This window comes from Staphylococcus sp. GDY8P196P (assembly GCF_017891705.1).
Classification (GTDB): domain Bacteria; phylum Bacillota; class Bacilli; order Staphylococcales; family Staphylococcaceae; genus Staphylococcus; species Staphylococcus ureilyticus.
The window spans coordinates 19,613-43,667 of record NZ_JAESJS010000018.1 but is presented as its reverse complement, the minus strand read 5'-3'; the positions used below and the strand labels follow the sequence as shown (position 1 = coordinate 43,667).

Here is a 24,055-nt window from a genome sequence, read left to right as displayed (position 1 = left end):
TTATCATATACAAGACCCTTTGGCGACGCTAGATTGCGTCCAATGTATCTATAATTTTTTCAAATTGTTTTCGTTTAATCTGAATACGATTGCCATTCATAATCAGCCAATTTGCATTTTTATTTTCCTCTGCCAAGCGTCGTAGCTTGTTTTCGCCAATACGAAAATATTTTGACGCTTCTTCAATGGTTAGGGTATAACGTTCCCAAATAGGAATGTCAGTCTGCTTCATAAAATCCTCCTTTCCAAATCACTTATTTGGATTTCATAAAAGTTGTTTTACCAGCAATCGAACAGCTTTAGCAAAGCTCACGGGAGTTCCACCCCTGCATGGTTCTCATGTAGCCATACTCATTGCCTGCGACGGTTTTATCACGCTCGGACTATTGACTGTATGGGAGTATCATTATCACGATAAGAATGTCGTTGCAGGCAATCCTGCTAAAGATTGCTTCTCGGATCACTAACATGAATCGCTCGCTATCTTTATAAGATAGGTCATGGCGGTTAGTTCCGTTGGCTCTTTTCTTATCGAAACGTATTCGATTACTTTTATTCAGTTTTCAAAGAACAATGGCTCGTTAGCCTATCAAAACACATTGAAAGCTCAATATGCTTTGGTGGAATAACAAACCTCCCTGTTCGGGAAGCGTGGAATGGTTTAGCACGCTTCCACGAAAGGAGAGAGGATATTACTTAATTTCAAATGACAAAATCTTTGTAATCAGTCTGGTTTCCATTCTTCCACGTAAGACTTCATCAACGACCATACTTTGATTGCCATATTCATCTTTCATAAGTCGTAGGGAACGCTTCGTTATGTACCCTCTGTAATGATGTAGAATCTGGTTAATCGCTTCGGTATCGCCATCTGTTGCCTTTACAATGAGAGGAAAGGGAATCATAGGATATTGTGTTTTCATTCTTCAAATTCCTCCATAAACTTTTTAATTAAGGCTAGTCCACTGGTTCTATGCCGATAGACAGTAGAACGGTTCAATTTCAACAGGTCTGCAATTTCTGAATCGCTCATGTCCATAAAGTAAAACAGCAGTAGAATTTCACGTTTCTTGTCTGGCAACTCACGTAATGCTTCACTCAACAAATCATTTTCAACGCCTACTGATAACCCATTGAGTGTAAAAATCTGAAAGTCAGTTGAATAGTTATCTGTTGTCGCAAACTGGCTAACAAGATAATCGCCAACATCCGAAAAGGACACCTCACGCTTTGCAATCCTTGAAAGATAAAGCATATAATTCTTTCGCTCGTCTTCCATAGCACGTTTACAGATATAGTCAAACTGATTTTCTATTGTGGTCTGAAAAGAAGATGGTTTCATGTTTCTCACCCCCTTTCTGTCTAGGAAAGGAAGTGAGCCTTGCTCGTTTATCTCCTTTCACTCTTAGTCCCAATGTGAAAGGGGGATTTGTTGCATTACTGATAAATAAACTTTGTAAAAAAGTTCTGAATAGCCAAAAAAGCATATAAACAGATTTATTTCTCTGTTTACATGCTTCTGTTATTCTATCTATATGATTTATAAAACCACATTGGTGGACGTACTTATCTATTGCAGATAGACGACTTTTTTTGACAAGAACCCAATGTAAGGAAATTTATTGTATATGATGTACTTCATGGCGACGTTGACCTCCAACAAACCGCCATTTGGAAGTAATATACAATATTTTAACAGCGTAAATAGCACTACCATATAACGGTTTTTTTTATTGGCGTTTAGTAGTGCTTTTTATTAAATATAAACCTATAAACCATATAACACGTTTTTCTATACCTGTTTTTAATTCAGTAGGAACAATAAAATGTATAGAGGTGGTCTACTATGCGTAAAAAAGAAGATAAATATGATTTTAGAGCCTTTGGTTTAGCCATTAAAGAAGCTCGATTGAAACGAGGTTTAACTCGTGAACAAGTGGGAGCATTGATTGAAATTGACCCACGGTACTTAACTAATATTGAAAATAAAGGGCAACACCCCAGCATACAAGTTCTTTATGACCTTGTATCGTTACTTCATGTTTCCGTTGATGAATTTTTCTTACCTGCTAATAACTTGGTAAAAAGCACCCGACGATTACAGATAGAGAAATACATGGATAGCTTTACAGACAAAGAACTATCCTTAATGGAATCTTTAGCCAGCGGTATCAACGAAGCAAGAAACATCGAAGACTAATTAAAAGAATCCATACATAACGGAAAGAGCCGATAAAATGAGATTGTATTAATCTCATTTTATCGGCTCTGCGTCTTTGCGTCTGGCTCTGTAATCACAGTTACTTTGAACTGCTTTATTTCAATTAAATTTTCTTGTCTGCATTTCGGACAATAGAGGGGGAATTTTTTTAATTCAGTATCTTCCCTTATCTTTAATCGTGTTTTATTTCCACATACAGGACACAATATCCACTTGTAGTTTATAATAACTATCTCCTCCTTTACACTTTAATTCAAATCTTTATTAAAAAATATTTCATCTTATTTAACAAGAAACCATATTTATATAACAACATAAAATACACTAAGTTATTTTATTGAACATATATCGTACTTTATCTATCCGACTATTTGGACGACGGGGCTGGCAAACAGGTTCACCGGTAGTAACATGGTACCCTTTTAACTCTGTTAAACAAACACTACGTCCATTTGTAAAGAAAGTTAAATCACTACGATATTCTTGAATACACCGAGCAGGGATTTCTCCACTAAGAATGACCTCATTATTTTTCAATTGAGTGTCTACGATGTTCGCACAATATTTAGGAGCATCGTTGTATGCTCGTGAAAGATATTCCTGTGGCGCATAAATTTTAAAACTAAGATATGGCTCTAACAATTCTGTTCCAGCTTTTTTTAAGACTTGTTCCAATACAATAGGAGCAAGCATCCGAAAATCTGCTGGGGTACTAACAGGGCTATAGTATAAGCCATACTTAAAACAGATTTTACAGTCCGTCACATTCCAACCATACAATCCTTGTTCACAACCATAGCGTATCCCTTCCATAACTGCATTTTGAAATGATTGATTTAAGTATCCAAGAGAAACCGAGCTCTCATACTGCATTCCACTTCCCAACGGAAGCGGTGATACAGATAAACCAATGGAAGCCCAGAAAGGATTTGGCGGCACTTCGATGTGAATGGTATATTCTGCATTTTTTAACGGTCTCTCCATATAAATGACTGTAGGCTCTTTTAGTTCTATCTCCACATGATACTTTTCTTGCAACAGTGCACTAATCACTTCCATTTGTACTTTCCCTAAGAAAGAAAGTATAATTTCATGTGTCGTAGAATCCACGTAATATCGTAGAAGCGGATCACTATCTGAGATTTCCAAAAGGGCATCAAGCAACATTTCTCTCTGTTCAGGTTTACTCGGTTCAACAGTTGTTTGTAGTAGAGGGTGCGGATTTTCAATCTTTTTTCTCTGTGGCAATAGTTTTGTATCTCCAAGAACACTATTTAACTTCAAAAACTCATTTTGCAAAATAACAATTTCTCCAGAATAAGCTCTATCAATCTTACATAATTCACCATTTATTGAAGTATACATTTCTGTAACTTTTATTTTTTCTTTTTCTGATACTCTAACCGAATCTCGTAAATGTAGTACTCCACTATAAAGGCGTATATATGCAAGACGTTGTCTTTTTTTTGTATATTCAATTTTGAAAACATTTCCGCAAAGTTCAGACGGACCTCGATGTGTTGATGAATAAAATTTATTAGTAATAACTTCTATAAGGTTATCAATCCCTATATTACTTTTTGCACTTCCATGATAAAGAGGGAACAGAGAACAATTCTGAAATCTTATGCTTTCCTCTTGTTCGAGTTCCAATGCTTCTAATGATTTACCGGACATATATTTCTCTAAAAGGTCATCGTTTCCCTCTATTACCGTATCCCATTGTTCAGATTCGGTAAAGTTCGTCACACACACATTAGGATACAGTTCTACCTTCTGTTTGATTACAATTTCGGCAGAAAGTTTCTCTTTAATATCCTGATAAACCGTTGATAAATCAATTCCATTTTGGTCAATCTTATTGATAAAAAAGATTGTGGGAATCCCCATTTTCCTAAGTGCATGAAATAATATACGAGTTTGTGCTTGTACGCCATCTTTTGCAGAAATCAGTAGAATTGCCCCATCTAAAACTGATAATGAACGATATACTTCTGCTAAGAAATCCATATGTCCTGGCGTGTCTATGATGTTCACCTTCGTATTTTCCCACTGAAAAGAGGTTATTCCTGTCTGAATTGTAATTCCTCTCTGACGTTCTAAAAGCGTATTATCCGTCCTCGTTGTACCTTTGTCCACGCTTCCTAATTCTGTAATCGCTCCACTGTTATATAATAAGCTTTCTGTTAAGGTAGTTTTTCCTGCATCAACATGAGCTAAAACTCCAATATTAATAATTTTCATGTGATTTTCCTCCATTCAAAAGCCCAAAAGGGCATAAAAATCCCAGTGATAAATACTCTTATCACTGGGATTTTTATGCATAACCATAGGCATACAAAGCATACAGATATTCTCCGGATACTTTAGAATCACATGATAAAAGTATTCTTAAACTGGGTACAAAAAACTAAGCCCTCCTAAAAAAGGACATCCAATTATTTGTTCCCGCTATCAAATTGACAGTTTATTTAAGAATACCTTGCCGCATATTTATTAACTCCTTTTAAATAGATACTTAAATAATAGCACGTAAGAGCATATTTGTAAAGGAATCTCCAATTTTTTATCAAAGAGAGTACGTGATTACAAAATAGCTGTAATAATGTACCAATATTTGTTATTCTATAATCTTCCAATTACTCCCGTTCTTTTCAAGTACCAAATCAAATTGAGATACCTGCGTTGCTTTGGTCTGCTGGTCGATATACTCCACTGTCAGCGATACCGTGACTTGATTATCCTTACGATTGTGAATAGGATTTACCAGTTCTTGAAAGATGTACTCTTTTCCGATTGGTTTTAATATCCCGTCATTCACATAGTAGGAAAGTTCACTGGCTGTCGCTGTAGGATAGAGCTTGAAGAACGTCGTTAAAAACTCATTGATTTCATTGGTTGTAATGGAATCAACCGTCCCCTCACTTTCAATGGCTTTTGGTTTATAACTTGATTTCTTAGGTATGTTGGTAATGGTCGGATTCTTAACCAGTACCATATTTCCAGAACCATCTACATAGACACTCACTATATAAGCAGAGTGGACGGTCTTTGTATTTTCTCCCTCTGTAATGAGCTGGTCTACACTGTAGGTTACATTAAACTCATTGTCGCCAGTTGGCTCTACCGTCCATATCTGAAATCCTCTTACAGAAGACGATACAGGAATATCTTTGCGTACTGTATCAACATTGAGAGCTTGAAGTTCATCTGTCAGATAGCCTTTTAGACTTTCCATTCGATTATCAATGGACTTATCGGATTGCTCCCATGAATAGTAGACTTTCGCAAAGTTCTCTACAAAATTTTCTACATGATGAGTATCAACGTATTCCTTTTCTATGATAGTTGTTTCGTGAATAGTATGAGTATCTATAGCTGTAAAGTGCTTGAATATCGCAAAGCTGAAACTAAGCCCTAAAAGTACCCACAAGGCAATCACAACCTTTTTATGAGGATTGACCTTATAGACACGAGGTTTCTTTTCCTTTGGTATCTGTTTTTCTTTATTCTGATTTTTTCTAAATTTCATCATTAAATCTTCCTTTCTCATTGTTTGATTCGTCCTGCTCCCACTAAATGCTGTTGCCAGTAGGGGCTTGTTAAGTCGGCATAACCGATTGGGTCGCCTGCATGAAACATACGGTTATTGCCAAGGTATATCCCAACATGAGTAATATAAGAGCCAGCGTTATAGGTAGAATGAAAGAAAACCAAATCGCCAGCTTGTGCTTCCGATAGTGGGATATGCTGGGTCACATCATATTGCTGTTGTGCGGTTCGTGGTAAGTTAATTCCAGCTTTTCCATACGTCCATTGTGTCAGTCCGCTACAATCAAAAGAAGTAGTCGGGGAAGCTCCACCGTAAACGTATCGCCAGCCCTCATATTTCAGTGCTTCGTCCATGATGGCTTGTACCGTATCATCATCAAACTCTGTTGTGACAAGATACTGCGTTACCAGTTGCACATAAAACATATTGCCATAGTTGTATCGCCAGCCCCCATTGATAGGTATGGCTATGGGATTGGGGTAAGACACTTTTTCGCCACCTGAATACTCTTTTGAGAAACTTTGAGCCAGTTCAAAGGTATATTTATTTCCACGATTAGCCACATACCCTAAGAAACCACCACCATAATTGTAGGACTGGATAACCGATTCTAAATCTACACTGAGCCTTTCGCTACTGGCTAATAATTCACTGAAATACTTCACACCTTGCTTAATGGATTCTTCTGTACTCAATGAATTAGGTGGAAGACCGAGGGATTCCGAGGACTGCATAACATCTTCCGCAGTACCGCCCGATTCCACCTGTATAATCGCAAGAAGTATGTTGACATATTCTTCAACGCCATATTCTTTGGCATATTTTTCTACCATAGGCTTATGAGCCAGCACTTCTGCGGAAACATTCACACCTCCATAATGAATATTGGAAATTCCGCTGTCCTGTTCATCTGAAAATAAAATGGCAACAAACAGAAGCAGTGAGAAGACCATCAAGAATAATCCAGAACCACCAATCACTAAAGTTTTCAACTTCATGGTTTCTTACCGACTTTCTTAATGGTGGCGGTTTTGATTGGTGGTCTACTTCTTGTATTTTGTAGTGGTACTCTTTGAACAGTAGACGGACGTTCTTTTGTGATTGGACGTTGTGAAGTTCTATCTGCTGTAGTGGTTGAAGTTGCTGGCTTTTGAACGGTTTTTTCTTGAACGGTATTGCCTTGGCGTTCCACTTTTGGACTTGAAAAATCGGACTTAACTGCTGGACGCTCTTGTTTGGCTTGTTGAGATTCCTTATATGAAGTCTGAATATTAGACTGTTTTGAGGTCTGTTCATCATGATATTGTTCTTGTCTTGTAGTCGGTCTTTCATGAACAGAAGAAGCAGGCTGTTTTTTCTGTTTGACCTGTTCCATTTCAGAGCGACGCTTCGCAATGGTTTTTCGCCTTTGTTCCTGCTGTTCCTTGCGTCCACTGGCTCTGTCCGCTTTGGTTTGAGAAATACTACTGGTTAAATCACGGACATTCTCTTTTACTTTGGATTTTCCTTGATATACTGCATATCTTGCATTGGTCGGCAAATCTTTAACCTGTTCTTTCAAACCACTAGCAGTGTCTACCATTCTGTCTTTGGTATCAGCTACTGTACCGATGGTTTGACCGATACGTTTTCCAAGTGTTGATTTTTCCTTTCCGTCTGGTCGGGAGTGATCTGCTTGTGTCCTTGCAGAACTCCCCGAACCCGACTGTCCTTTTTTACCTGTAACAATGGCAGACCCAGCCCCTAGAGTAGTCATGGAACGTCCAAGTTTCCGCTGTAGACGGTGCATGTGAGCGTGCATAAGCATACGAGGTTTTCTCATCACACGACTTCCCACACTTTGAGAATCGTTACTCTGTAGAGAAAACATACTCATTAAATCGCCCAGCTTGAAGTAGATTCCTGCAAAGGTCACAATCTGTAGAAAAGCAATCAAAAAGAACGGATAACCAGCCGATAAGGTATAGAGCATGGTTGAAATACTAAATGCTGTCGTAATAATCAATGTGATTCCAGCTCGTGTCAAAATGGTATTAAAGAGCTTTGTTATGGCTCGTTTTGACATACCATCAAATGATGGAATCATGCTTAAAATAAAGCTCACAGGCAGAAACATAGCATAGATGATAAAAAGTACCTGCGAGAAAATCATGATTCCTGTTAATAGGAATACAAATATGGAAATCCCAATATTGAAGACAAATAGGAAGAAGACTGTACCTAAACGGTTAATGGTCTTTGTAATGGTTAGATTGGTATTGCTTCTGTCTTCAATTTCTTCCGCAACAATTTTTTCTCTGTCTTCGCCATTGTTGGAATCTGGGCTGGTGGAGAGCAGGCTTTCCACACGGTCAATACCGATACTTTCAATGTCTGAACTGTTGTATTGAAGCAGTAGCCACGGTTGCTGAACCTGTATGGAAAACAGGCTATCTCTGATTAAGTCCACGCTGTCCTTGCCTTGACTATCGGAATGGGGCATGACAATCTTCGTGCCAAGTGATAAACTGGCATTACTGATGTCTGATGAAAAGTCATTGATTTTTTTAATGTAGTCGGGAGCGTAGGCAATAAAGGAAGCCGATAGGATAAACACCAGCACAAAATTCATAATGGCATGAATTGCCTTTGTGGTTTCTCTCTTTATCAGTCCCGTATAGGCAACATAAACCCCAAGAACCAAAATCAAGAGTAAGAGGAATCCAACATAGAAACCCTCTGTTGAAAATCCGTTTGCACTCACACCAGCTAAGGTCTGCATATTCTTACCAATGGAATCTGCTGTAGCGGAAATGAAGTCTAAGGAATAGGCTTCCTGTACTAAGTAACCTGTCGCATTGGAAACATACAAACTGATTGTCCAAATAAAATTGGTAATGGCATATAGTCCATACATGACCTGTTTTCCAATCCCGTCCGACCAGTTCCACGGAAGCCAGCCCCAGCTATTATCCACATAAAAATCCAGTTGATAGTTTTCAAGTGGGTATCGGCTGTATTCATTTGCCACATTGACCGTATCATCTACCAAGCCCGCAGCTTGAACCACCGTTCCCAGCATGGCTAAAAGAAAAATGGCAATCACAAGTGTGAAAGCCACTGTCATTGCCACTTTACCTAGACGTTTCAGCGTCCAGTTTGATTTTATTCTGTTTACTATTGATGGTTTCACATTTACACCTCTTTTCGCACAGGTGGTCTGGTATCAAAGGCATGGAGCAGTTCTTCAAATACAGGGTGGAACTGTATCACACCGACACGACCATATAAATCACTGATAAGGCATTGCCCGTTTTCCAAATCACGCAATCGCTTCTGATTGTTTTCGTCCTCTGGGTCTACACCAAAAAAGGCTAAGGTCTTTTTAATCTCGTTAAGGTCAGTGGAACGAAATGCAAATTTTAAGCCGAGGTTATTTTTCAGTTTTTCATCTAAGAGGTCGTCTGTATTTTGGGTCACGAAATATACCCCAGCGTTCATAGCACGACCAGCCCGAACCAGCTTCATAGATAGTGTTTTTCCTTGTGCTACCTGTAAAAAGCTCCATGCTTCGTCTAAATCTACAATCTTGAAAATGCTTCGGTCTGTATGGATAAAGTCTAAAGCAAAGGTACTAATGACAATCAGCATAGCAACGGATAAAAGCTCCATAGTGGTATATTCCTCAAAGGAAGTTTCCTTGTCGGGAAGTACCAAGTCCGCAACCTGTATAATGTTCAGTTGTTTTTCTAAGCTGATAGACTGCTCCACATAACCATTACTGAATAATAAATGTGCAAAGTCATAGTCTGTAAAACTTTCGATATGGTCGGCTATACTGGTACTTAGTGGCGTATTCTCAACCCGTAATTCCTCAATCACTTTCATCAACCCTCGTACTTCACTATTGGTTACTGCACGAATGGCTTTTCTAAGGATTGGGAAGCGTTCCCCATCACGAGAGGAAATCCCCGTAAGGAATGTCAGAATATCAATAGCCAGTGATTCAGAATCTTTGGGATTTTTCATAATCACATAAGGGTCAAGTAAGCCTTTGTTTTTCTCATCAGAAGTCAGAGTGACGATATTGATTTCATGGGAAATCTCTGGCAAGGTTTCTTTCCATCTGCCACGTTCTGCTTTTGGGTCTACAATCACTGCTTGTGCCCCATAAAGCACCGCATAATAGACGATAAGGTTATTCGCAAAGGATTTACCACCACCCAGCGAACCAACAAAAGCCGACGCTAACGCATTGGTTACTGAACCCTTAACCCCTTGACTGGCAAGAGCAGGTTTCAGATAGACATTGCGTCCAGTATCTAAGCTGTAGCCAACATAAATCCCCTCATTTTCCCCCAGCATTTGAGTAGCACCAAAACCTAAACCAGCGAGGAAATCAGAGGTCACGTATTGAATATAATCATTCATATAACGCTTGCTGGCAGGTAAAAATTCTTCATGTAAGCCGAGCATATCCCCAAATGGTCGTACCAGTTTTACGCTTAAATCGTCATAAAAATCTTTCACTTCATTACAACGACGTTTGAGTTCGTCAAGATCATTTGCTGATACCCTTACCACATAAGACAGCTTGTACATAGATTCCTTGCTTTGGTCTAAATTGGTTTCCAGCTCATTCACACTTTCCAGAGCTTCCGCCACATTGGAGCTGGTTTCATTATCACTTTGCCAAGCGTAGTTATCCAAGTCTTTCAGTTCTTTCTTTTTATTGCGGACAGTAGATAGGGCTTTACGATTCGCTACAATTTCCACATTCATTGACGTATCAATCGGGAATGTAAATTGCTGTTGCTGGTAGTAGAAGATTTCAGAGGACGGGAAGTCCAGTTCTCCGACAATGCTGTTAATGGTAAAGTAAGCTACATAGACGGTTTCATCTTCCTGCTGGATTTTCAAATATCGCTGTTTTTCTTCCACCAAACAGCGAGTAGGCTTAATCAAGTCATAGTATTTAATCAGCGTTTCATTATCCAGCTTTTTCTTTGATAGATGGTACTCATACTCTTCATAGGCAGTGCCTGTCTGTCCGTAAAGGTGTTCAATCAGATAGCCGAAGTCGTCCTTATCTAACCTGCGGATTTTGAAACGACGAGAGATTTTATTTTCTAAGAGCTTTTCCATCTTCTGAAAACGCAGGATTTCATCATTACTCATACTAACAAAATCGCCCATCAGCTTATGGTTCACATCATAGACAAAATCAGACAAAGCATTTTTTGCTTCAACGGTAAGACTTTTCATAGAAAACTCCTGATCGTTGAGAAGCAACTTAAAGCCGATAAAGAAACGGTAGTTCACTCGATTTTCGCCAATCATGGATATTAAAGCGTCTGTCTGTTGGTCGATTTTGTCATAGGCAACCGCTTTGAGCTTGCCAGTGACTTCATTTTTGGAACGCTCTTGTGCAGAACGTATGCTGGATTCTGTACTGATTTGTAAAGCATGAATTTTGCCATCACGATTTTGTGCGATAAGCTGTCTGAAAGAATCATGCACTTGTATTTTCTGTTCTGGACTTAGAAATGAGTAATTGTAAGGAACAAGCTCATAGTAAGCATAACATTCCCCGTCTTTATTCCAGACGAGATTGTTTTCAATGTATTTAATTGGATATGCCATAAAATTCACTCCTAACTGCTGTAATGGCTTCTTGTGGCTGGTTTCTGCCAAGCGTTACTTTTTTTCCTGCATAGGTCAGCTTTGGTCGCAGTGCATAAGCAATGACAGACTTCAAAAATCCATAAGGCTTTTTACCATCAAAAGTTTTTGTAGACATAAACCATGTGAAAGCCACAGGAATCCCAAAGTATTTGAGAAATGCTCCCTCTATCATGGAAAGAGGGGGCAAGTTGCCAAGTATCATCACTGCAAAGAGTGACACGACAAACCATGTCATTTGCGTAAAGGTTATGGGAAACGGAAGTCTAAAATCATTGATAGAATACAGTACCTTTTCCACAGACCAGATACTGGTATAGCTTCGTATTTTCTTCATGTAATCAATCCTTTCATAAAAAATAGGGGTAGCTGATTGAGCCACCCCGTAAAATAGAAAATCTGCCAGTAGTAATGTACCGACAGATTTAATAGACGATTTCAAAAATCCCATGATTGGTTGAGATAAACGTTCCTGAAAGGTCTAAATCCCGACCATAGGCTTGATAATCAATATAGTTTTGAAGACTAGCTGGTACTTCGCCTAAAGCACCCGTTTCTTCAATGTAGTAGCGTGCCACGTCATACATATCATCACAATCGGAATGAATGATAATATCCTCTTGATGTTCGCTTAGTTCTTCAATGCTTGAAAAATGAGTGAGCAGAGCAGATAGCTCCGATTGTAATTCTTCGGGTAATTCCGATACCATTTCCCATAGTCGATTGAGTTCGCCAATGGAAGTGTATTCGTCAACCGTAAAGGGTAACTCGTAGTCATGAATGGCGTATTCCTCATATTCATCATTCAAGCCGATTTTCTCTTTGACTTCCTCAAAGTCAATGGGAAAGGTAAACCACGCACCGACCAATTCGCCCTCATTGTATTTGCCTAAATTCGCAATATAGACTTGCATATCGTCCATATATTCACGTCCTTTCTTTGTAGAGATTCAAAAATCCCTACCGCACTTCGTTTGGTGTACCATTCCTTTGCGGAACATAAGAAAACCACTTATATTCCACAAAAGAACGGTTTTATTTAAGCACCAATAATGCGATTGAATAGCTCTAGTAAAATGTCTTTTACTCCAGCAGCGTTGAAGACTAAGCCAACCGCAATAATCGCAATAATTAAAAAGCCAATCAGTTTGCTAAACTCACGCTTGAAGCCAAGATACAAGCCAATCACAACGATTGCTAAAAGCACCAGTGATTGAGCGTTTGATAGAAACCAGTTATAAAGGTTTTGTCCAAAATTCATAAAAATGTTCTCCTCTCTATATTCAATGAATTTGTATTTGAGTTATTTTTTTGTTGTTATCACGTCCTGTTCTTTTACTGACTGTTGCTTCAAAATCTGCTTGTGTCGGTCTGTCAGTTTCGCATGGTCGAGAATGTCTTTTACAACCTGCGTCTGGTTGATTTCATCAAGTTTAATCGCAACCTTTAAGGTCGGGGCAACTTGATGAGATAGCCAGTTCAGCGTCCTTTGGAAGGAGTAAGGCTCTGGTTTTGTGGTTAGTTTTAATCGTTCACGATTGTTCCCAATAAACCAAGCCCATTCTTCATTCAGTTTCCAATCAGAACGAGGTTTGGAATCGTCTTTATCTACAAAACGGATATACCGATTGATAATTTTAAAGGCGGTATGCTCTGGATTGTCATAGACGAGTAAATCACGGACTGCATAATAGGCACGCTCATTTTTCAATCGAATCTCAAAACGGTTTTTTACTTCTGCGTCTTCAATGGGAATATCATTTTTCTTGTACTGCTCGTAGTCCTTTTCATAGATACAGAAATAAACTTCACTTTGTAATGAACCGATATAGAGGGTGTTTCCCATACATTCCTTTTCCTCTTTGCGTACCAGTTCGCCACTGCGATAGCTTTTAAAACTGCGGAAGACGGAGATACATTCTTCCTGTTGGCACTTTTCAGTGAGTACAGGGATATTCAAAATCCCTGTCTTATCGTTAATGGCAAGGTCAAGGCGTTTCATCACACCGCCAGCCACCAAAACGTCCATAAAGAACTCATACCAGCTTCTTTGTTGTGCCAGAAGATAGCTTTCAAATTGTCTGCACCCACGACCTTTCAATTCCACCAGAACTCCTTTGTCCAGTTCATGGGAGCAAAGGACGAATATGTCGCCTAAAGCATAATGCTCTGAATAAGAATAGAAACCATAGTCCTCATGAAGAAAATAGGACAGTTTCAGTTGTAAGATGTTTTCGACCACCTGCTGTACGTCTGTTGTCGGAAAGCGAATCCTTACATAATCAAACAGCATTTCAAGGGGAGCGTCGGGATTGAAGCGTTCCAGAGCTTCCCAAAGGGACTGCTGTAAATCCTCTGATGGCTTGACTTTTCCTGTTTCAATATCGCTTAGATACTGCCTTGTAATACCAGTCGCAACAGCTAAACGGTTTTGAGATAGTCCATAAGCCAAGCGTTTTTCTTTTAAATGCTGTAACCAAGTTTGTTCATTCAGTAAAAATCCCTCCAATCAAAAAGGCGTATGTCAACTTTTAAAGCCCATTTGACATACGCTGAAATTTTGTAAATCCCTTGTAACCAAAGGATTTTCTAATGTTTTTTTGACTGTTTCCTGTCGATTTGTACCCCCCTGTTAGATACGGGGGGTTAAGTGCTGGCGTGGCTATTGCCACACCAGCCAGCAAGATCAGTCCACACCTGCGACTTCCGCTTCGCACGTCGCCTGCGTGGACTGTCTGCTGTTGGATAACTTTTTAATTTCCTCCAAGAAATCATATCCTTTTGGTACAAGGGGAGTATAAAACTCTGATATGACACTTGTTCCTACATCAACATAGCCACGACCTTTGATTCGCTTTAAGAAGAAATCCTTTTGTACGTCACTGCCAAACATCATGCCATAGCCCATTTCAGACATACGACCTAAAGCCACTCTGAAATTAAACTGATCACGGATTCCGTCGCCTAAATATTTTGCGTCTGGACGTTGACAAGCCAGTATTAGAAAGAAGCCAGCTTGACGACCTAACATGACAATCTGTTTCAGCTTATTCATAACTGCGGTGTTTTCTTTTGTTCCCAGCATTTCCATGAAAGCGACGTATTCATCAAAGATTAAGAAGTGTGCCGGGAGACCTAAGTAAGCATAATTTTTGCCAGTCTTATAGTTCTTCATCTGCTTCATTTCCTCACTACGTTTCATCATTTCTTCATAGAATGTTTCAATGCAAGAAAGCAAGTCTTCTTTTCTATAGTAGACATTTGCCATCACAGAACCTAAGTCCGCAAGGTCAGCATTTTTCGGGTCAAGAATATACAGTTTTGAATCTGTATGAAGCAAGGCTTCAATCAGTGTCAGTATAAAGTAAGTTTTACCGCCACCTGTACCACCAGCAATCAACATATGAGGGAGCTTATCATATTCCCACCATACGTTTTTCATTAAGCGAAGTTTACCATCTTTAGCTTCTACTTCATCAATAGAAATACGACTGGCTATGGTGTCATAGAGCAAAGTATATTCCACATAGGAATCCTTTAACTCTTTATCCGTCAGCTCACAGTACAAGCCACTCTCTAATTTCTTTTCCAAGTGTAAGAGTTGGTCTTGATATTTTCCCAGCGTGATTTCCACCCGTATCTGTATCAAGCCATTTTTAAGTCGATAATACATTTTAGGGAAGTAGGTTATCTTTTCCTTTGTACGACCAGCACTATCTTTAAAGAAACCCTCTGTTTTGACCTGTTCAGATTCATACCACTTGTTTTCAAGTATCATCTTTGCCAGTTTTTGACGGTGGTAAAGTTGTTTAACCGTATCATAGCGAACCCGTTTGAATACAAACGCTACCAGCAAGCAGATAAGAATTGCGACACTGAAACTGATAATTAAATAGGGAATGTCAATCTTATCTGCTTGTGATAGGTTAAAATCCTGCCAGTTGATCTGCTGGATTGTCTTCACATGAAACAGTCCGACAACCAGCAGGAAAACAGGCAGGAGTGACGCTATCGTAAAATGAAAGACTAAATCTTTACCAGATGGGCGAATCCTTTTACCACGCTGTTTCATGCGAAAAAGTCTCCTTTCTACCTAGCGACTATTTGTCTTGTGTCGGTTCTTTCTTTGCTTGTGGTTGAGCTTTGAATGAACTAGAATCCTTTGTCAGCACAATATCGTCTGCCTTGATATACCAGTCAACATCTGCTCCTTGATAGGTGGCAGTAGCAACGGTGTCCGCAATGGGATTGATAAGTTCCACCCGTGCGTTATAATCAAACTCTTTCAAAGGCACGCTGGCAGGAATACTTACTTGAATCATGCGTCCTTGTCCTTTGGATTTTAAGTCATAGGTACGTTCCTTGATTTCATCTGAAACCGACCCGTCTTCATTTTGGATTCTCACTTCACGACGTAGAGCAGAGAATTTCAATTCTCCAAAAGTCGTGTCTTTATCTAATACAATGCCATTTGCTAATCTCATCATTTTTCCTCTCTTTCTTTATTCTTTTATCATGTCGTCAGCATGTAAAAGGTAATTTGTAAAACCACGAGTGCCGATTTTGTAGCCCTCTGCGGTAATACGTGGATTGACTAACTTCACACGTTCCTCAAAGCCGAAATGTTTTTCGCCAGCTTCAGCAGGAAGCACCACCACAATATCATCTGCTCTTTGAACATCAGAATAGAGATTATAGCTTCTTGATAAGACAGTTAGCCGTCCGTTGATTCTTCGCTGAACGACTTTATCCTCGCCAGCAAATTCTAAATTGCCGAATGTTTTTTCCATGTTGGGAATCACAAATTTAAGTTCCATATTTTTACCTATCCTTTCTTTTTTATTGGCTGAATGAATGTTTGATGGTCTTAAAGAGTGGGGAACGACCTTTTGATTCTTGATTTTTTGTTTTCATAAGTTCACTTCCTTTCAAAATCGGGTAAAAAAATAGACACCTCATTTTTTGAAGTGTCTACCTATTAAATATTCAAATTTTATTGGAAGTATCTTTATATCTTCACTTTTCAAGGATAAATCGTCGTATCAAAGCTCATTCATAAGTAGTAAATTAGTAGTAAATTGAGTGGTTTTGACCTTGATAAAGTGTGATAAGTCCAGTTTTTATGCGGATAACTAGATTTTTATGCTATTTTTTTGATAAAAATTTTAAATTTAATAAAAAGCATTTTATAGCTTGGAGAAATATTTCAGTTCTCAAAAAGATAGATGACATAATTGATGAAGATTTTATAGTTATTTCTAATTCAGATGACGATAAGAATTTGAGTTTATCGACATCTACTATAACAGAATTAGAATACAATAATTTAATTAATAATTTTCCGAAAAGTACAGAATTAGATAAATATAGTAATGTTAGAATAAGCCAAATTGTTTCAGAATTTTTTAATGTTAAAAAAGATTATATTGGAAACTATGAAGAATATATAAGAAAACAAAAAATAAAATTGAAAGAAATTAGTAATATATCTACTGAAAGTGAAATGTTACTAAGTGATGTTTTATCTGAATATGAGCAAGATAAATACAGATTAATTCTAAATAGGCTTAAATATTTAATATCTAATGAACAAACACATGAAAAAGTTTGGCAAAAAGAAATTGTAGATATTTTAACTCTAATTTTCCCAAAATATATAGATGTCTTTAGTGAATATGAAGTAATCAGACATAGTGATAAGAAAAAGAGAGTCGACTTTATCTTGCTAGATAATAATAATAATGTAGATATTATTGAAATTAAAAAAGCCCATGGAATAAAAATTTTAAATTCTACAAAATCAAGAGGAAATTATCCTCCTACAAGAGATTTAAGTAGTGCTTTAATGCAAGTAGAAAAATATTTACATTATATTAATACTGAAAGTAAAAATGTGATAAAAAAACTCCAAAAAGCAATTAAAGAAAGAGAAGCTAAGGATATTGAAATTAATATAAGAAGTCCTAAGGGTATAGTTATTTTAGGTAGAACTAATAATTTTAATCAGGAGCAATTACAAGATTACAGACTTATTAAAAATGCATATAAAAATATTGTAGATATATATAGTTATGATGAATTAATCGTAACTCTAGAAAATATTATTAAAAAGTTTGAAAAAAATAATATAAATAGTTAGTTATGTGTAACAGTTTAACTTTCGTTGAAAATTAATCTTAATTTGTTAGTCAAAAATGAAGTATACAATATTAATTATTACTAAATTTTGATATATTTAAGAAAATATTAAGTTTAGGGTGGATAAATGGATGGCTTATCAAAGTGAATATGCATTAGAAAATGAGGTACTTCAACAACTTGAGAGTTTAGGATACGAACGAGTAAACATACATAACGTTGAATTAGAAATCAAAGCGCTAACCAACTAGCACAAGCAGAGTTGAATAATAGTTTTACATTTACCAATGAAATTTTAAAATGTCCATGTTGTGCTGCGATGTCCTTAGTAACATACACTAAAAAAGTAATTACTGATATTCATGAATATGAGTACGAGGATGAACAAGGTAATGTTCAATTTTATGAACAAGAAGATAGTTTTCAATGTATATATACAGTTAAATGTGCAAATTGTAGTTTTCAATTAAATGATAAAGGTATTAAAAATTTAAAAGAATATGAATTTGATGTTGAAGATTACTGGATAAATATAGACCACTATTAATAAAAGGGAGAGAAAGTATATGGCAACAATTGGATTTGAAGAAAAGTTATGGCAAGCTGCAGATAAATTACGTGGCAGTATGGATGCAGCAGAATACAAGAATGTAGCGTTAGGTATTATATTTTTGAAATATGTTTCTGATTCTTTTGAAGAAAAATATGAAGAATTGAAAAATGATGAATATGCAGACGAAGAAGATAAAGATGAGTATTTAGCAGAGAATATTTTCTGGGTTCCTAAAGAAGCACGTTGGCAATATATTAACGATAATTCAAAGAAACCAGAAATTGGTCAAATTATTGATAAAGCAATGATAGCAATTGAAAAAGAAAATGAGTCATTAAAAGGCGTGTTACCTAAAGATTACGCAAGACCAGCATTAGATAAAGAAAAATTAGGCGATATTATCGATCTATTTACATTCAAAGTCGGAGACTCTGAAAGTAAGAAGCAAGATGTCTTGGGGCGTGTTTATGAATACTTTATCGCGAAATTCGCAAGCGCTGAGGGTAAGAATGCTGGGGAATTCTACACACCAGCTTCAATAGTTAAATTGCTTGTTGAAATGATTGAACCATATCAAGGTAGAATTTATGACCCTTGTTGTGGCTCAGGAGGAATGTTTGTACAAAGTGAGCATTTTATAGAACGCCATCAAGGTCGTATAGATGATATTGCTGTTTATGGTCAAGAATCTAATCCAACTACTTGGAAATTAGCAAAAATGAATTTGGCTATTCGAGGTATAGATAATGATTTAGGTGATCATCATGCAGACACATTTCATAATGATTTACATAAAGATTTGAAAGCTGATTTTATATTAGCTAACCCTCCATTCAATGCCAGTGACTGGGGACAAGAAAAATTATTAGATGATTACCGCTGGAAATTTGGTATTCCTCCTAAGGGCAATGCCAACTATGCTTGGATTGAACATATGATTTCTAAACTTGCACCAAGTGGTACAGCAGGGTTTGTATTAGCGAATGGTTCGATGTCTACAAGTGGTAAAGATGAATTAGAAATACGTAAAAACTTAATTGAACAAGACTTAGTTGAGTGTATTGTCACATTACCAGGGCAACTATTCTATTCAACTCAAATTCCAGTATGTTTGTGGTTCGTGACAAAAAATAAAGCTAAAAACGGTAAGAATGAACGACGTGGAGAAGTACTATTTATAGATGCTAGAAATATCGGAAGTATGGTATCAAGAACATTAAAAGAGTTCTCAGATGAAGAAATAAAAGATATAGCAAATGTCTATCATTCATGGCGTGGAACAAACGATAATCAATATGAAGACAAAGCAGGTTTCTCTAAAGTAGCAAAGACAGAAGAAATAAAAGATAACGAATATATCTTAACACCAGGACGTTATGTAGGCTTAGCAGAAGTACAAGAAGATTCAGAACCATTTGAACAGAAAATGGAAAGAATCACAGCAGATTTAAGTGAACAATTTGCGAAATCAAAAGAACTCGAAGACCAAATCCGTAAGTCATTGGAGGGATTAGGTTATGGAGTTTGAGACATTTAATTTAACTGATTTATATACTATTAGTTCAGGTTTATCAAAAAATAGAAAATATTTTGGCACTGGTACACCTTTTTTAACATTTAAAGATGTATTCGATAATTTAATATTACCTAATGAATTTTCTGGGCAAGTTATAACTGAAGAAAAAGAAAGAGAAAAGTATTCAGTTAAAAAAGGAGACCTTTTTTTAACAAGAACTAGTGAGAAACAAAATGAGTTAGGTATAAGTGCAGTAGCTTTAAAAGACTATAAAAATGCGACTTTTAATGGATTTACCAAAAGATTAAGACCAAACAAATATTGTGAGAATAAATTGTTACCAGTATATGCTGCATTTTATTTTAGAAGTAATAATTTTAGAAATCAAGTAAATTCTATGTCTATCATGTCTACAAGAGCAAGTTTAAATAACGAAATGATTTCAAAACTTAAAATTACTATACCTAGCCTTCAAAATCAGATGAAAATTAGTCATATACTATTAGCACTTTTAAAAAAAGAAAAAATCAATCAAAAAATCATAGCAAATCTTGAAGAACTTTCAAAAACATTATTCAAACGATGGTTTGTTGATTTTGAGTTTCCTGATGAAAATGGAAATCCATACAAATCAAGCGGCGGAGAGATGGTTGATAGTGAATTAGGGAAGATACCAAAAGGATGGGAATGTGTATATTTAAAAGACATAGTACATCACAAAAAAGATACATTTAATCCTAAAAAAAGTAATGAATCAGAGGTGAAACATTTCAGTTTACCAGCATTTGATAGTGGACAGTATCCTACCATTGATAATGTAACTGATATTAAAAGTAACAAGTGGATAATAGATGAGAATTGTATTTTGTTTTCTAAGATGAACCCCACAACTAGAAGAATATGGGTAACTTCATATAACGAAAATTTTCTAAACGTTGCTTCATCAGAATTTGTAGTTCTTAAAAGCGATAATAGTTATAGAAATGCTTTTATTTATAACATATGTATTTCTGACAAATTTAATGAATATTTGGTTTCAAATACTACTGGTTCAACTAATAGTAGGCAAAGAGTTAAGCCAGATATAGCAGTCCAATACAGGTTTGCATATAATGAAGAAGTTTCATATTTATTAAGTGAAAAAATTGAACCATATATTCAAAAAATTAAAATAATTAGAGAACAAAACCAAAATTTAACCCAACTCCGTGACACATTACTACCAAAATTAATGTCAGGTGAAATTGAGATACCTGACGATATCGAGGTGAATGAAGATGAGCTTTCAATTTAGTGAAGATGATTTAGAACAGGTTGCATTGAAGTGGTTTGAGGGTCTTGGTTATTCTGTTAAGAATGGTCGAGATAGTAGTGACAATGGGATTATGAATGAACGGAAGAGCGACAAAGATGTTGTGCTTGATGATCGTTTGGAAGCGGCTTTGAGACGTATTAATCCTGAACTAAATAATAGTGCAATTGAACAGGCAATTCATGAAATTTCAATTGAGAAGTCTCCTAGTTTATTAGAGAATAATCGTTCTTTCCATGAAATGATTACAAATGGTATTGAGGTTGAACACTATAATGATGACGGTGAGACGATTAATGATTTGGTCTATGTATTTGACTTTGATAACCCAGGAAATAATGATTTCTTAGCGGTTAATCAATTAACTGTTGTGAATGGAGATTATAAAAAAAGACCTGATATTGTGTTATTCATAAATGGATTACCAGTAGTGGTAATTGAACTGAAAAATTCTACAAATGAATCTGTTGGTATTGAAGATGGATACCATCAGTTAGAAACTTATAAAATGAGAATTCCACAATTATTTAATCATAATGCAGTGTTAGTAACGAGTGATGGTATAAATACAAAAGCTGGTTCTTTAACTGTTGATTATGATCGTTTTATGACTTGGCGTACTAAAGATGGAAAAAATGAAGATTCATCAACGTTTCGTAGTTTAGATATATTGATTCACGGTATGTTAAATAAGGAAGTACTATTAGATTTAATTCATCATTTTGTTTTGTTCCAAGATGATGGTAAAGGAAATATAGTTAAAATATTAGCTGCATATCATCAATATTATGCAGTGAATAAAGCTATTGATCGTGTTATGGAAGCAACATCTGAACATGGAGATGGCAAGGGTGGTGTTATTTGGCACACACAAGGTTCTGGTAAGAGTTTGACAATGGTCTTTTTCTCAGGAAAGTTAATTCAAAAATTAAATAACCCAACATTAGTGGTCGTAACAGACCGTAATGACTTAGACAATCAATTGTATGGTACTTTTGTTAAGTCCAAAGGACGCTCAGGTAAAGGATTACTAAGACAGACACCTAAACAAGCAGAATCACGAAAAGAATTGAAAGAACTATTATCTGTAGAATCAGGTGGTATCGTATTTACAACTATGCAGAAATTCGAACCTGAAGAAGGTCAAGTGACAATGGATGCATTAACAGAACGTAAAAATGTAGTAGTTATGGCAGACGAAGCACACCGCACACAATATGGTTTCAAAGCAACTTACGATGAAAAAGGTGAAGGTATTAAATATGGATATGCAAAATATTTAAGAGATGCTCTACCTAATGCTTCGTTCGTTGGTTTTACTGGAACACCTGTATCTTCAACAGATAAGAATACACAAATGGTATTTGGAAATTATATTGATGTATATGATATGACACAATCTGTAGAAGACGGTAGTACGGTTAAAATATATTATGAAAGTCGTATTATTCCATTAAATTTACCAACCGATTTAGATATTGATGAAGCATATGATGTCATTACTTCTGGCCAAGAAGAAGATACTAAATCTCGATTGAAATCTAAATGGTCACGTATAGAAGCTCTATCTGGTGCCGAACAACGTGTACATGCTTTAGCGACTGACATTATTAATCACTTTGAAACAAGACAGAAGGCAATGAAGGGTAAGGGTATGATTGTCACAATGAGTCGTCGTATTGCAGTCGATTTATATGATGAAATTGTAAGACTTAAACCCGAATGGCATTCAGATGATGATGACAAAGGTGTTATCAAAGTCGTTATGACAGGTTCATCTAGTGATCCGCAAAACTTCCAAAAACATATAGGTCCGAAAAAACGAAGAAACCTTTTAGAGAATCGTATGAAAGATGTTAATGATGAATTGCAACTCGTAATTGTGCGAGACATGTGGTTAACAGGATTTGATGTACCTTCAATGCATACAATGTACATAGATAAGCCGATGAAAGGTCATAACTTAATGCAAGCTATTGCACGAGTTAATAGAGTATTTAAAGATAAACCAGGCGGCTTAATTGTTGATTATGTAGGTATTGCTGAAAGTCTGAAGGAAGCACTAAAAGAGTATACGGACTCTGATAGAGAACAAACAGGTATAGACACAGATAAAGCACTTGAGGTTATGTTAATGAAATACGATATCATACAAGATATGTTGTATAATCATGACTATTCTGATTTTGAGTCAGAAGACCAATTAAATCGCTATAATGCTATCTCAAATACGATGGATTATATCATTGGATTAGGTGAGAAAGAAAGAGAGCGTTTTGTGAAAACAGTGACCGAGCTTACTAAGGCGTTTGCTCTTTGTGCGACAGAGGAAGATGCTCAGGAACTGAACAGTGAAATTGCATTTTTAAAAGCCGTAAAATCAGGGCTTGTTAAATTATTAGCTCCACCTAGTGAAGGAAGCAAGCGTAAAAAGACACCTGCTGAAGTTGAAGCAGAGATAAATCAATTAATTTCAAAATCAGTTGTCACTGAAGAAGTTGTAGATATTTATCAAACCCTTGGATTAGATAATCCAGACATTTCAATTTTATCTGATGATTTTCTAAAAGATGTTGCAGCTTTAAAACAAAAAAATGTAGCAGTTGAATTGTTGAACAAATTACTTAAAGGACAAGTTAAGTCATTAATGAAAACAAATGCTACTGTATCTAAAAGATTTTCAGAGATGCTAAATAAATCTATTCAAAAATACAATAATCGAACAATAAATGCATCGAAGACTATAGAGTTATTAATGCAATTATCTAGCGATATAGAAGCGGAGAAACAAAAAGGTAAAGATTTAGGTTTAAGTGTCGAAGAAATTGCATTTTATGATGCATTATCTACACACGAAACTGCTAAGGAAATAATGGGTGACATAAAACTTAGAGCAATAGCACATGAATTAACAAAAACAGTGAAAGATAATATGGGTGTGGACTGGCATAAAAGAAGTAATATTAAAGCAAAAATGAGAACCCAAGTAAGAAAATTATTGAAGGAGTATGGATATCCACCAGATTTACAAAAAATTGCCGTTGAACAAGTAGTAGAACAAGCAGAATTAATGGCAAGTCAGCAATAAAAAAAATAATTGA

General features: G+C 36.4%; 23 protein-coding genes and 1 pseudogene. 7 read left to right on the top strand and 17 right to left on the bottom strand.

The genetic code is table 11. The features are described 5' to 3' along the window. Positions 1-28 precede the first annotated feature (28 nt). The 3 genes from KA814_RS10190 to KA814_RS10180 all read right to left on the bottom strand — a co-directional run bounded on the left by KA814_RS10190 (position 29) and on the right by KA814_RS10180 (position 1,342). Entirely contained in the window at positions 29-232 is a 204-nt protein-coding gene (locus KA814_RS10190) for an excisionase (protein ID WP_000814511.1), read from the bottom strand. A 460-nt stretch (positions 233-692) separates the two neighbouring features. Next, the gene (locus tag KA814_RS10185) at positions 693-923 is read right to left on the bottom strand and encodes a helix-turn-helix domain-containing protein (RefSeq protein ID WP_000857133.1); all 231 of its coding nucleotides are present in this window, start codon (positions 921-923) and stop codon (positions 693-695) included. Beyond that, positions 920-1,342, bottom strand: coding sequence for a sigma-70 family RNA polymerase sigma factor (locus tag KA814_RS10180; RefSeq protein WP_000804885.1), 423 nt, complete (start codon positions 1,340-1,342; stop codon positions 920-922). Before KA814_RS10180 ends, KA814_RS10185 begins: the two co-directional genes overlap by 4 nt. A gap of 504 nt (positions 1,343-1,846) precedes the next feature. On the opposite strand from KA814_RS10180, the gene KA814_RS10175 reads away from it, so the two are divergent. Next, positions 1,847-2,200 (top strand): helix-turn-helix transcriptional regulator, encoded by a 354-nt coding sequence (locus KA814_RS10175; protein ID WP_001227347.1) that lies wholly within the window; start codon positions 1,847-1,849, stop codon positions 2,198-2,200. A 59-nt stretch (positions 2,201-2,259) separates the two neighbouring features. On the opposite strand, the gene KA814_RS10170 is transcribed toward KA814_RS10175, so the two are convergent. The 14 genes from KA814_RS10170 to KA814_RS10100 all read right to left on the bottom strand — a co-directional run bounded on the left by KA814_RS10170 (position 2,260) and on the right by KA814_RS10100 (position 16,252). Beyond that, positions 2,260-2,427 (bottom strand): cysteine-rich KTR domain-containing protein, encoded by a 168-nt coding sequence (locus KA814_RS10170; RefSeq protein WP_000336323.1) that lies wholly within the window; start codon positions 2,425-2,427, stop codon positions 2,260-2,262. Positions 2,428-2,545: 118 nt separating this feature from the next. Next, a complete protein-coding gene (gene tet(M), locus KA814_RS10165; protein ID WP_000691749.1) occupies positions 2,546-4,465 on the bottom strand; it encodes a tetracycline resistance ribosomal protection protein Tet(M) in 1,920 nt (639 codons plus the stop codon). A gap of 15 nt (positions 4,466-4,480) precedes the next feature. Further along, positions 4,481-4,558, bottom strand: a complete 78-nt coding sequence (locus tag KA814_RS10160) for a tetracycline resistance determinant leader peptide (RefSeq protein ID WP_078372222.1) — start codon at positions 4,556-4,558, stop codon at positions 4,481-4,483. 283 nt (positions 4,559-4,841) lie between these two features. Continuing rightward, positions 4,842-5,774, bottom strand: coding sequence for a conjugal transfer protein (locus KA814_RS10155; protein WP_001224318.1), 933 nt, complete (start codon positions 5,772-5,774; stop codon positions 4,842-4,844). Continuing rightward, positions 5,771-6,772 carry a bifunctional lytic transglycosylase/C40 family peptidase gene (locus KA814_RS10150; RefSeq protein ID WP_000769868.1) on the bottom strand — a complete coding sequence of 334 codons (1,002 nt, stop codon included), beginning with the start codon at positions 6,770-6,772 and terminating at the stop codon, positions 5,771-5,773. The genes KA814_RS10155 and KA814_RS10150 overlap by 4 nt, the downstream gene beginning before the upstream one ends. Beyond that, a complete protein-coding gene (locus KA814_RS10145; protein WP_000804748.1) occupies positions 6,769-8,946 on the bottom strand; it encodes a CD3337/EF1877 family mobilome membrane protein in 2,178 nt (725 codons plus the stop codon). Before KA814_RS10145 ends, KA814_RS10150 begins: the two co-directional genes overlap by 4 nt. A 2-nt stretch (positions 8,947-8,948) precedes the next feature. Continuing rightward, complete coding sequence (tcpF, locus tag KA814_RS10140; RefSeq protein ID WP_210122749.1) at positions 8,949-11,396, bottom strand: conjugal transfer ATPase TcpF; 2,448 nt, start codon at positions 11,394-11,396, stop codon at positions 8,949-8,951. Beyond that, a complete protein-coding gene (locus tag KA814_RS10135; protein ID WP_000723888.1) occupies positions 11,380-11,772 on the bottom strand; it encodes a conjugal transfer protein in 393 nt (130 codons plus the stop codon). Before KA814_RS10135 ends, tcpF begins: the two co-directional genes overlap by 17 nt. A gap of 88 nt (positions 11,773-11,860) precedes the next feature. Further along, entirely contained in the window at positions 11,861-12,358 is a 498-nt protein-coding gene (locus KA814_RS10130; RefSeq protein WP_000342539.1) for an antirestriction protein ArdA, read from the bottom strand. Between the two features lie 116 nt (positions 12,359-12,474). Continuing rightward, positions 12,475-12,696, bottom strand: a complete 222-nt coding sequence (locus KA814_RS10125; RefSeq protein WP_001009056.1) for a hypothetical protein — start codon at positions 12,694-12,696, stop codon at positions 12,475-12,477. 42 nt (positions 12,697-12,738) lie between these two features. Next, a complete protein-coding gene (gene mobT / locus KA814_RS10120; RefSeq protein ID WP_000398284.1) occupies positions 12,739-13,944 on the bottom strand; it encodes a MobT family relaxase in 1,206 nt (401 codons plus the stop codon). A 177-nt stretch (positions 13,945-14,121) separates the two neighbouring features. Then, complete coding sequence (locus tag KA814_RS10110; RefSeq protein ID WP_000813488.1) at positions 14,122-15,507, bottom strand: FtsK/SpoIIIE domain-containing protein; 1,386 nt, start codon at positions 15,505-15,507, stop codon at positions 14,122-14,124. A gap of 28 nt (positions 15,508-15,535) precedes the next feature. Next, a complete protein-coding gene (locus KA814_RS10105; RefSeq protein WP_001234286.1) occupies positions 15,536-15,919 on the bottom strand; it encodes a YdcP family protein in 384 nt (127 codons plus the stop codon). 18 nt (positions 15,920-15,937) lie between these two features. Next, positions 15,938-16,252, bottom strand: coding sequence for a YdcP family protein (locus KA814_RS10100; protein WP_000420682.1), 315 nt, complete (start codon positions 16,250-16,252; stop codon positions 15,938-15,940). A 305-nt stretch (positions 16,253-16,557) separates the two neighbouring features. Between KA814_RS10100 and KA814_RS10095 the strand changes: the two genes are divergently transcribed. From KA814_RS10095 to KA814_RS10075, 6 genes and pseudogenes are all read left to right on the top strand, one after another. Next, positions 16,558-17,574: a Shedu immune nuclease family protein gene (locus KA814_RS10095; RefSeq protein ID WP_210122748.1), complete on the top strand. Its 1,017-nt coding sequence runs from the start codon at positions 16,558-16,560 to the stop codon at positions 17,572-17,574. Positions 17,575-17,704: 130 nt separating this feature from the next. Next, a pseudogene (locus KA814_RS13840) lies at positions 17,705-17,791 on the top strand (hypothetical protein); the annotation flags it as partial. Between the two features lie 101 nt (positions 17,792-17,892). After that, the gene (locus KA814_RS10090; RefSeq protein ID WP_119521782.1) at positions 17,893-18,120 is read left to right on the top strand and encodes a hypothetical protein; all 228 of its coding nucleotides are present in this window, start codon (positions 17,893-17,895) and stop codon (positions 18,118-18,120) included. Between the two features lie 19 nt (positions 18,121-18,139). Beyond that, a complete protein-coding gene (locus tag KA814_RS10085; RefSeq protein ID WP_210122747.1) occupies positions 18,140-19,654 on the top strand; it encodes a class I SAM-dependent DNA methyltransferase in 1,515 nt (504 codons plus the stop codon). After that, entirely contained in the window at positions 19,644-20,936 is a 1,293-nt protein-coding gene (locus tag KA814_RS10080; protein WP_210122746.1) for a restriction endonuclease subunit S, read from the top strand. Before KA814_RS10085 ends, KA814_RS10080 begins: the two co-directional genes overlap by 11 nt. Then, the gene (locus KA814_RS10075; RefSeq protein ID WP_210122745.1) at positions 20,920-24,042 is read left to right on the top strand and encodes a type I restriction endonuclease subunit R; all 3,123 of its coding nucleotides are present in this window, start codon (positions 20,920-20,922) and stop codon (positions 24,040-24,042) included. The genes KA814_RS10080 and KA814_RS10075 overlap by 17 nt, the downstream gene beginning before the upstream one ends. Positions 24,043-24,055 lie beyond the last annotated feature (13 nt).

What these genes read in the sequence shown, in the direction of transcription:
- KA814_RS10160 (WP_078372222.1), bottom strand. Translation starts at nt 4,558, where the DNA reads ATGCCTATGGTTATGCATAAAAATCCCAGTGATAAGAGTATTTATCAC.
- KA814_RS10130 (WP_000342539.1), bottom strand. Translation starts at nt 12,358, where the DNA reads ATGGACGATATGCAAGTCTATATTGCGAATTTAGGCAAATACAATGAG.
- KA814_RS10150 (WP_000769868.1), bottom strand. Translation starts at nt 6,772, where the DNA reads ATGAAGTTGAAAACTTTAGTGATTGGTGGTTCTGGATTATTCTTGATG.
- KA814_RS10100 (WP_000420682.1), bottom strand. Translation starts at nt 16,252, where the DNA reads ATGGAACTTAAATTTGTGATTCCCAACATGGAAAAAACATTCGGCAAT.
- KA814_RS10085 (WP_210122747.1), top strand. Translation starts at nt 18,140, where the DNA reads ATGGCAACAATTGGATTTGAAGAAAAGTTATGGCAAGCTGCAGATAAA.
- KA814_RS10095 (WP_210122748.1), top strand. Translation starts at nt 16,558, where the DNA reads ATGCGGATAACTAGATTTTTATGCTATTTTTTTGATAAAAATTTTAAA.
- KA814_RS10185 (WP_000857133.1), bottom strand. Translation starts at nt 923, where the DNA reads ATGAAAACACAATATCCTATGATTCCCTTTCCTCTCATTGTAAAGGCA.
- KA814_RS10175 (WP_001227347.1), top strand. Translation starts at nt 1,847, where the DNA reads ATGCGTAAAAAAGAAGATAAATATGATTTTAGAGCCTTTGGTTTAGCC.
- KA814_RS10105 (WP_001234286.1), bottom strand. Translation starts at nt 15,919, where the DNA reads ATGAGATTAGCAAATGGCATTGTATTAGATAAAGACACGACTTTTGGA.
- KA814_RS10090 (WP_119521782.1), top strand. Translation starts at nt 17,893, where the DNA reads ATGTCCTTAGTAACATACACTAAAAAAGTAATTACTGATATTCATGAA.
- KA814_RS10180 (WP_000804885.1), bottom strand. Translation starts at nt 1,342, where the DNA reads ATGAAACCATCTTCTTTTCAGACCACAATAGAAAATCAGTTTGACTAT.
- KA814_RS10110 (WP_000813488.1), bottom strand. Translation starts at nt 15,507, where the DNA reads ATGAAACAGCGTGGTAAAAGGATTCGCCCATCTGGTAAAGATTTAGTC.
- KA814_RS10190 (WP_000814511.1), bottom strand. Translation starts at nt 232, where the DNA reads ATGAAGCAGACTGACATTCCTATTTGGGAACGTTATACCCTAACCATT.
- KA814_RS10075 (WP_210122745.1), top strand. Translation starts at nt 20,920, where the DNA reads ATGAGCTTTCAATTTAGTGAAGATGATTTAGAACAGGTTGCATTGAAG.
- tcpF (WP_210122749.1), bottom strand. Translation starts at nt 11,396, where the DNA reads ATGGCATATCCAATTAAATACATTGAAAACAATCTCGTCTGGAATAAA.
- KA814_RS10125 (WP_001009056.1), bottom strand. Translation starts at nt 12,696, where the DNA reads ATGAATTTTGGACAAAACCTTTATAACTGGTTTCTATCAAACGCTCAA.
- KA814_RS10080 (WP_210122746.1), top strand. Translation starts at nt 19,644, where the DNA reads ATGGAGTTTGAGACATTTAATTTAACTGATTTATATACTATTAGTTCA.
- KA814_RS10135 (WP_000723888.1), bottom strand. Translation starts at nt 11,772, where the DNA reads ATGAAGAAAATACGAAGCTATACCAGTATCTGGTCTGTGGAAAAGGTA.
- KA814_RS10155 (WP_001224318.1), bottom strand. Translation starts at nt 5,774, where the DNA reads ATGAGAAAGGAAGATTTAATGATGAAATTTAGAAAAAATCAGAATAAA.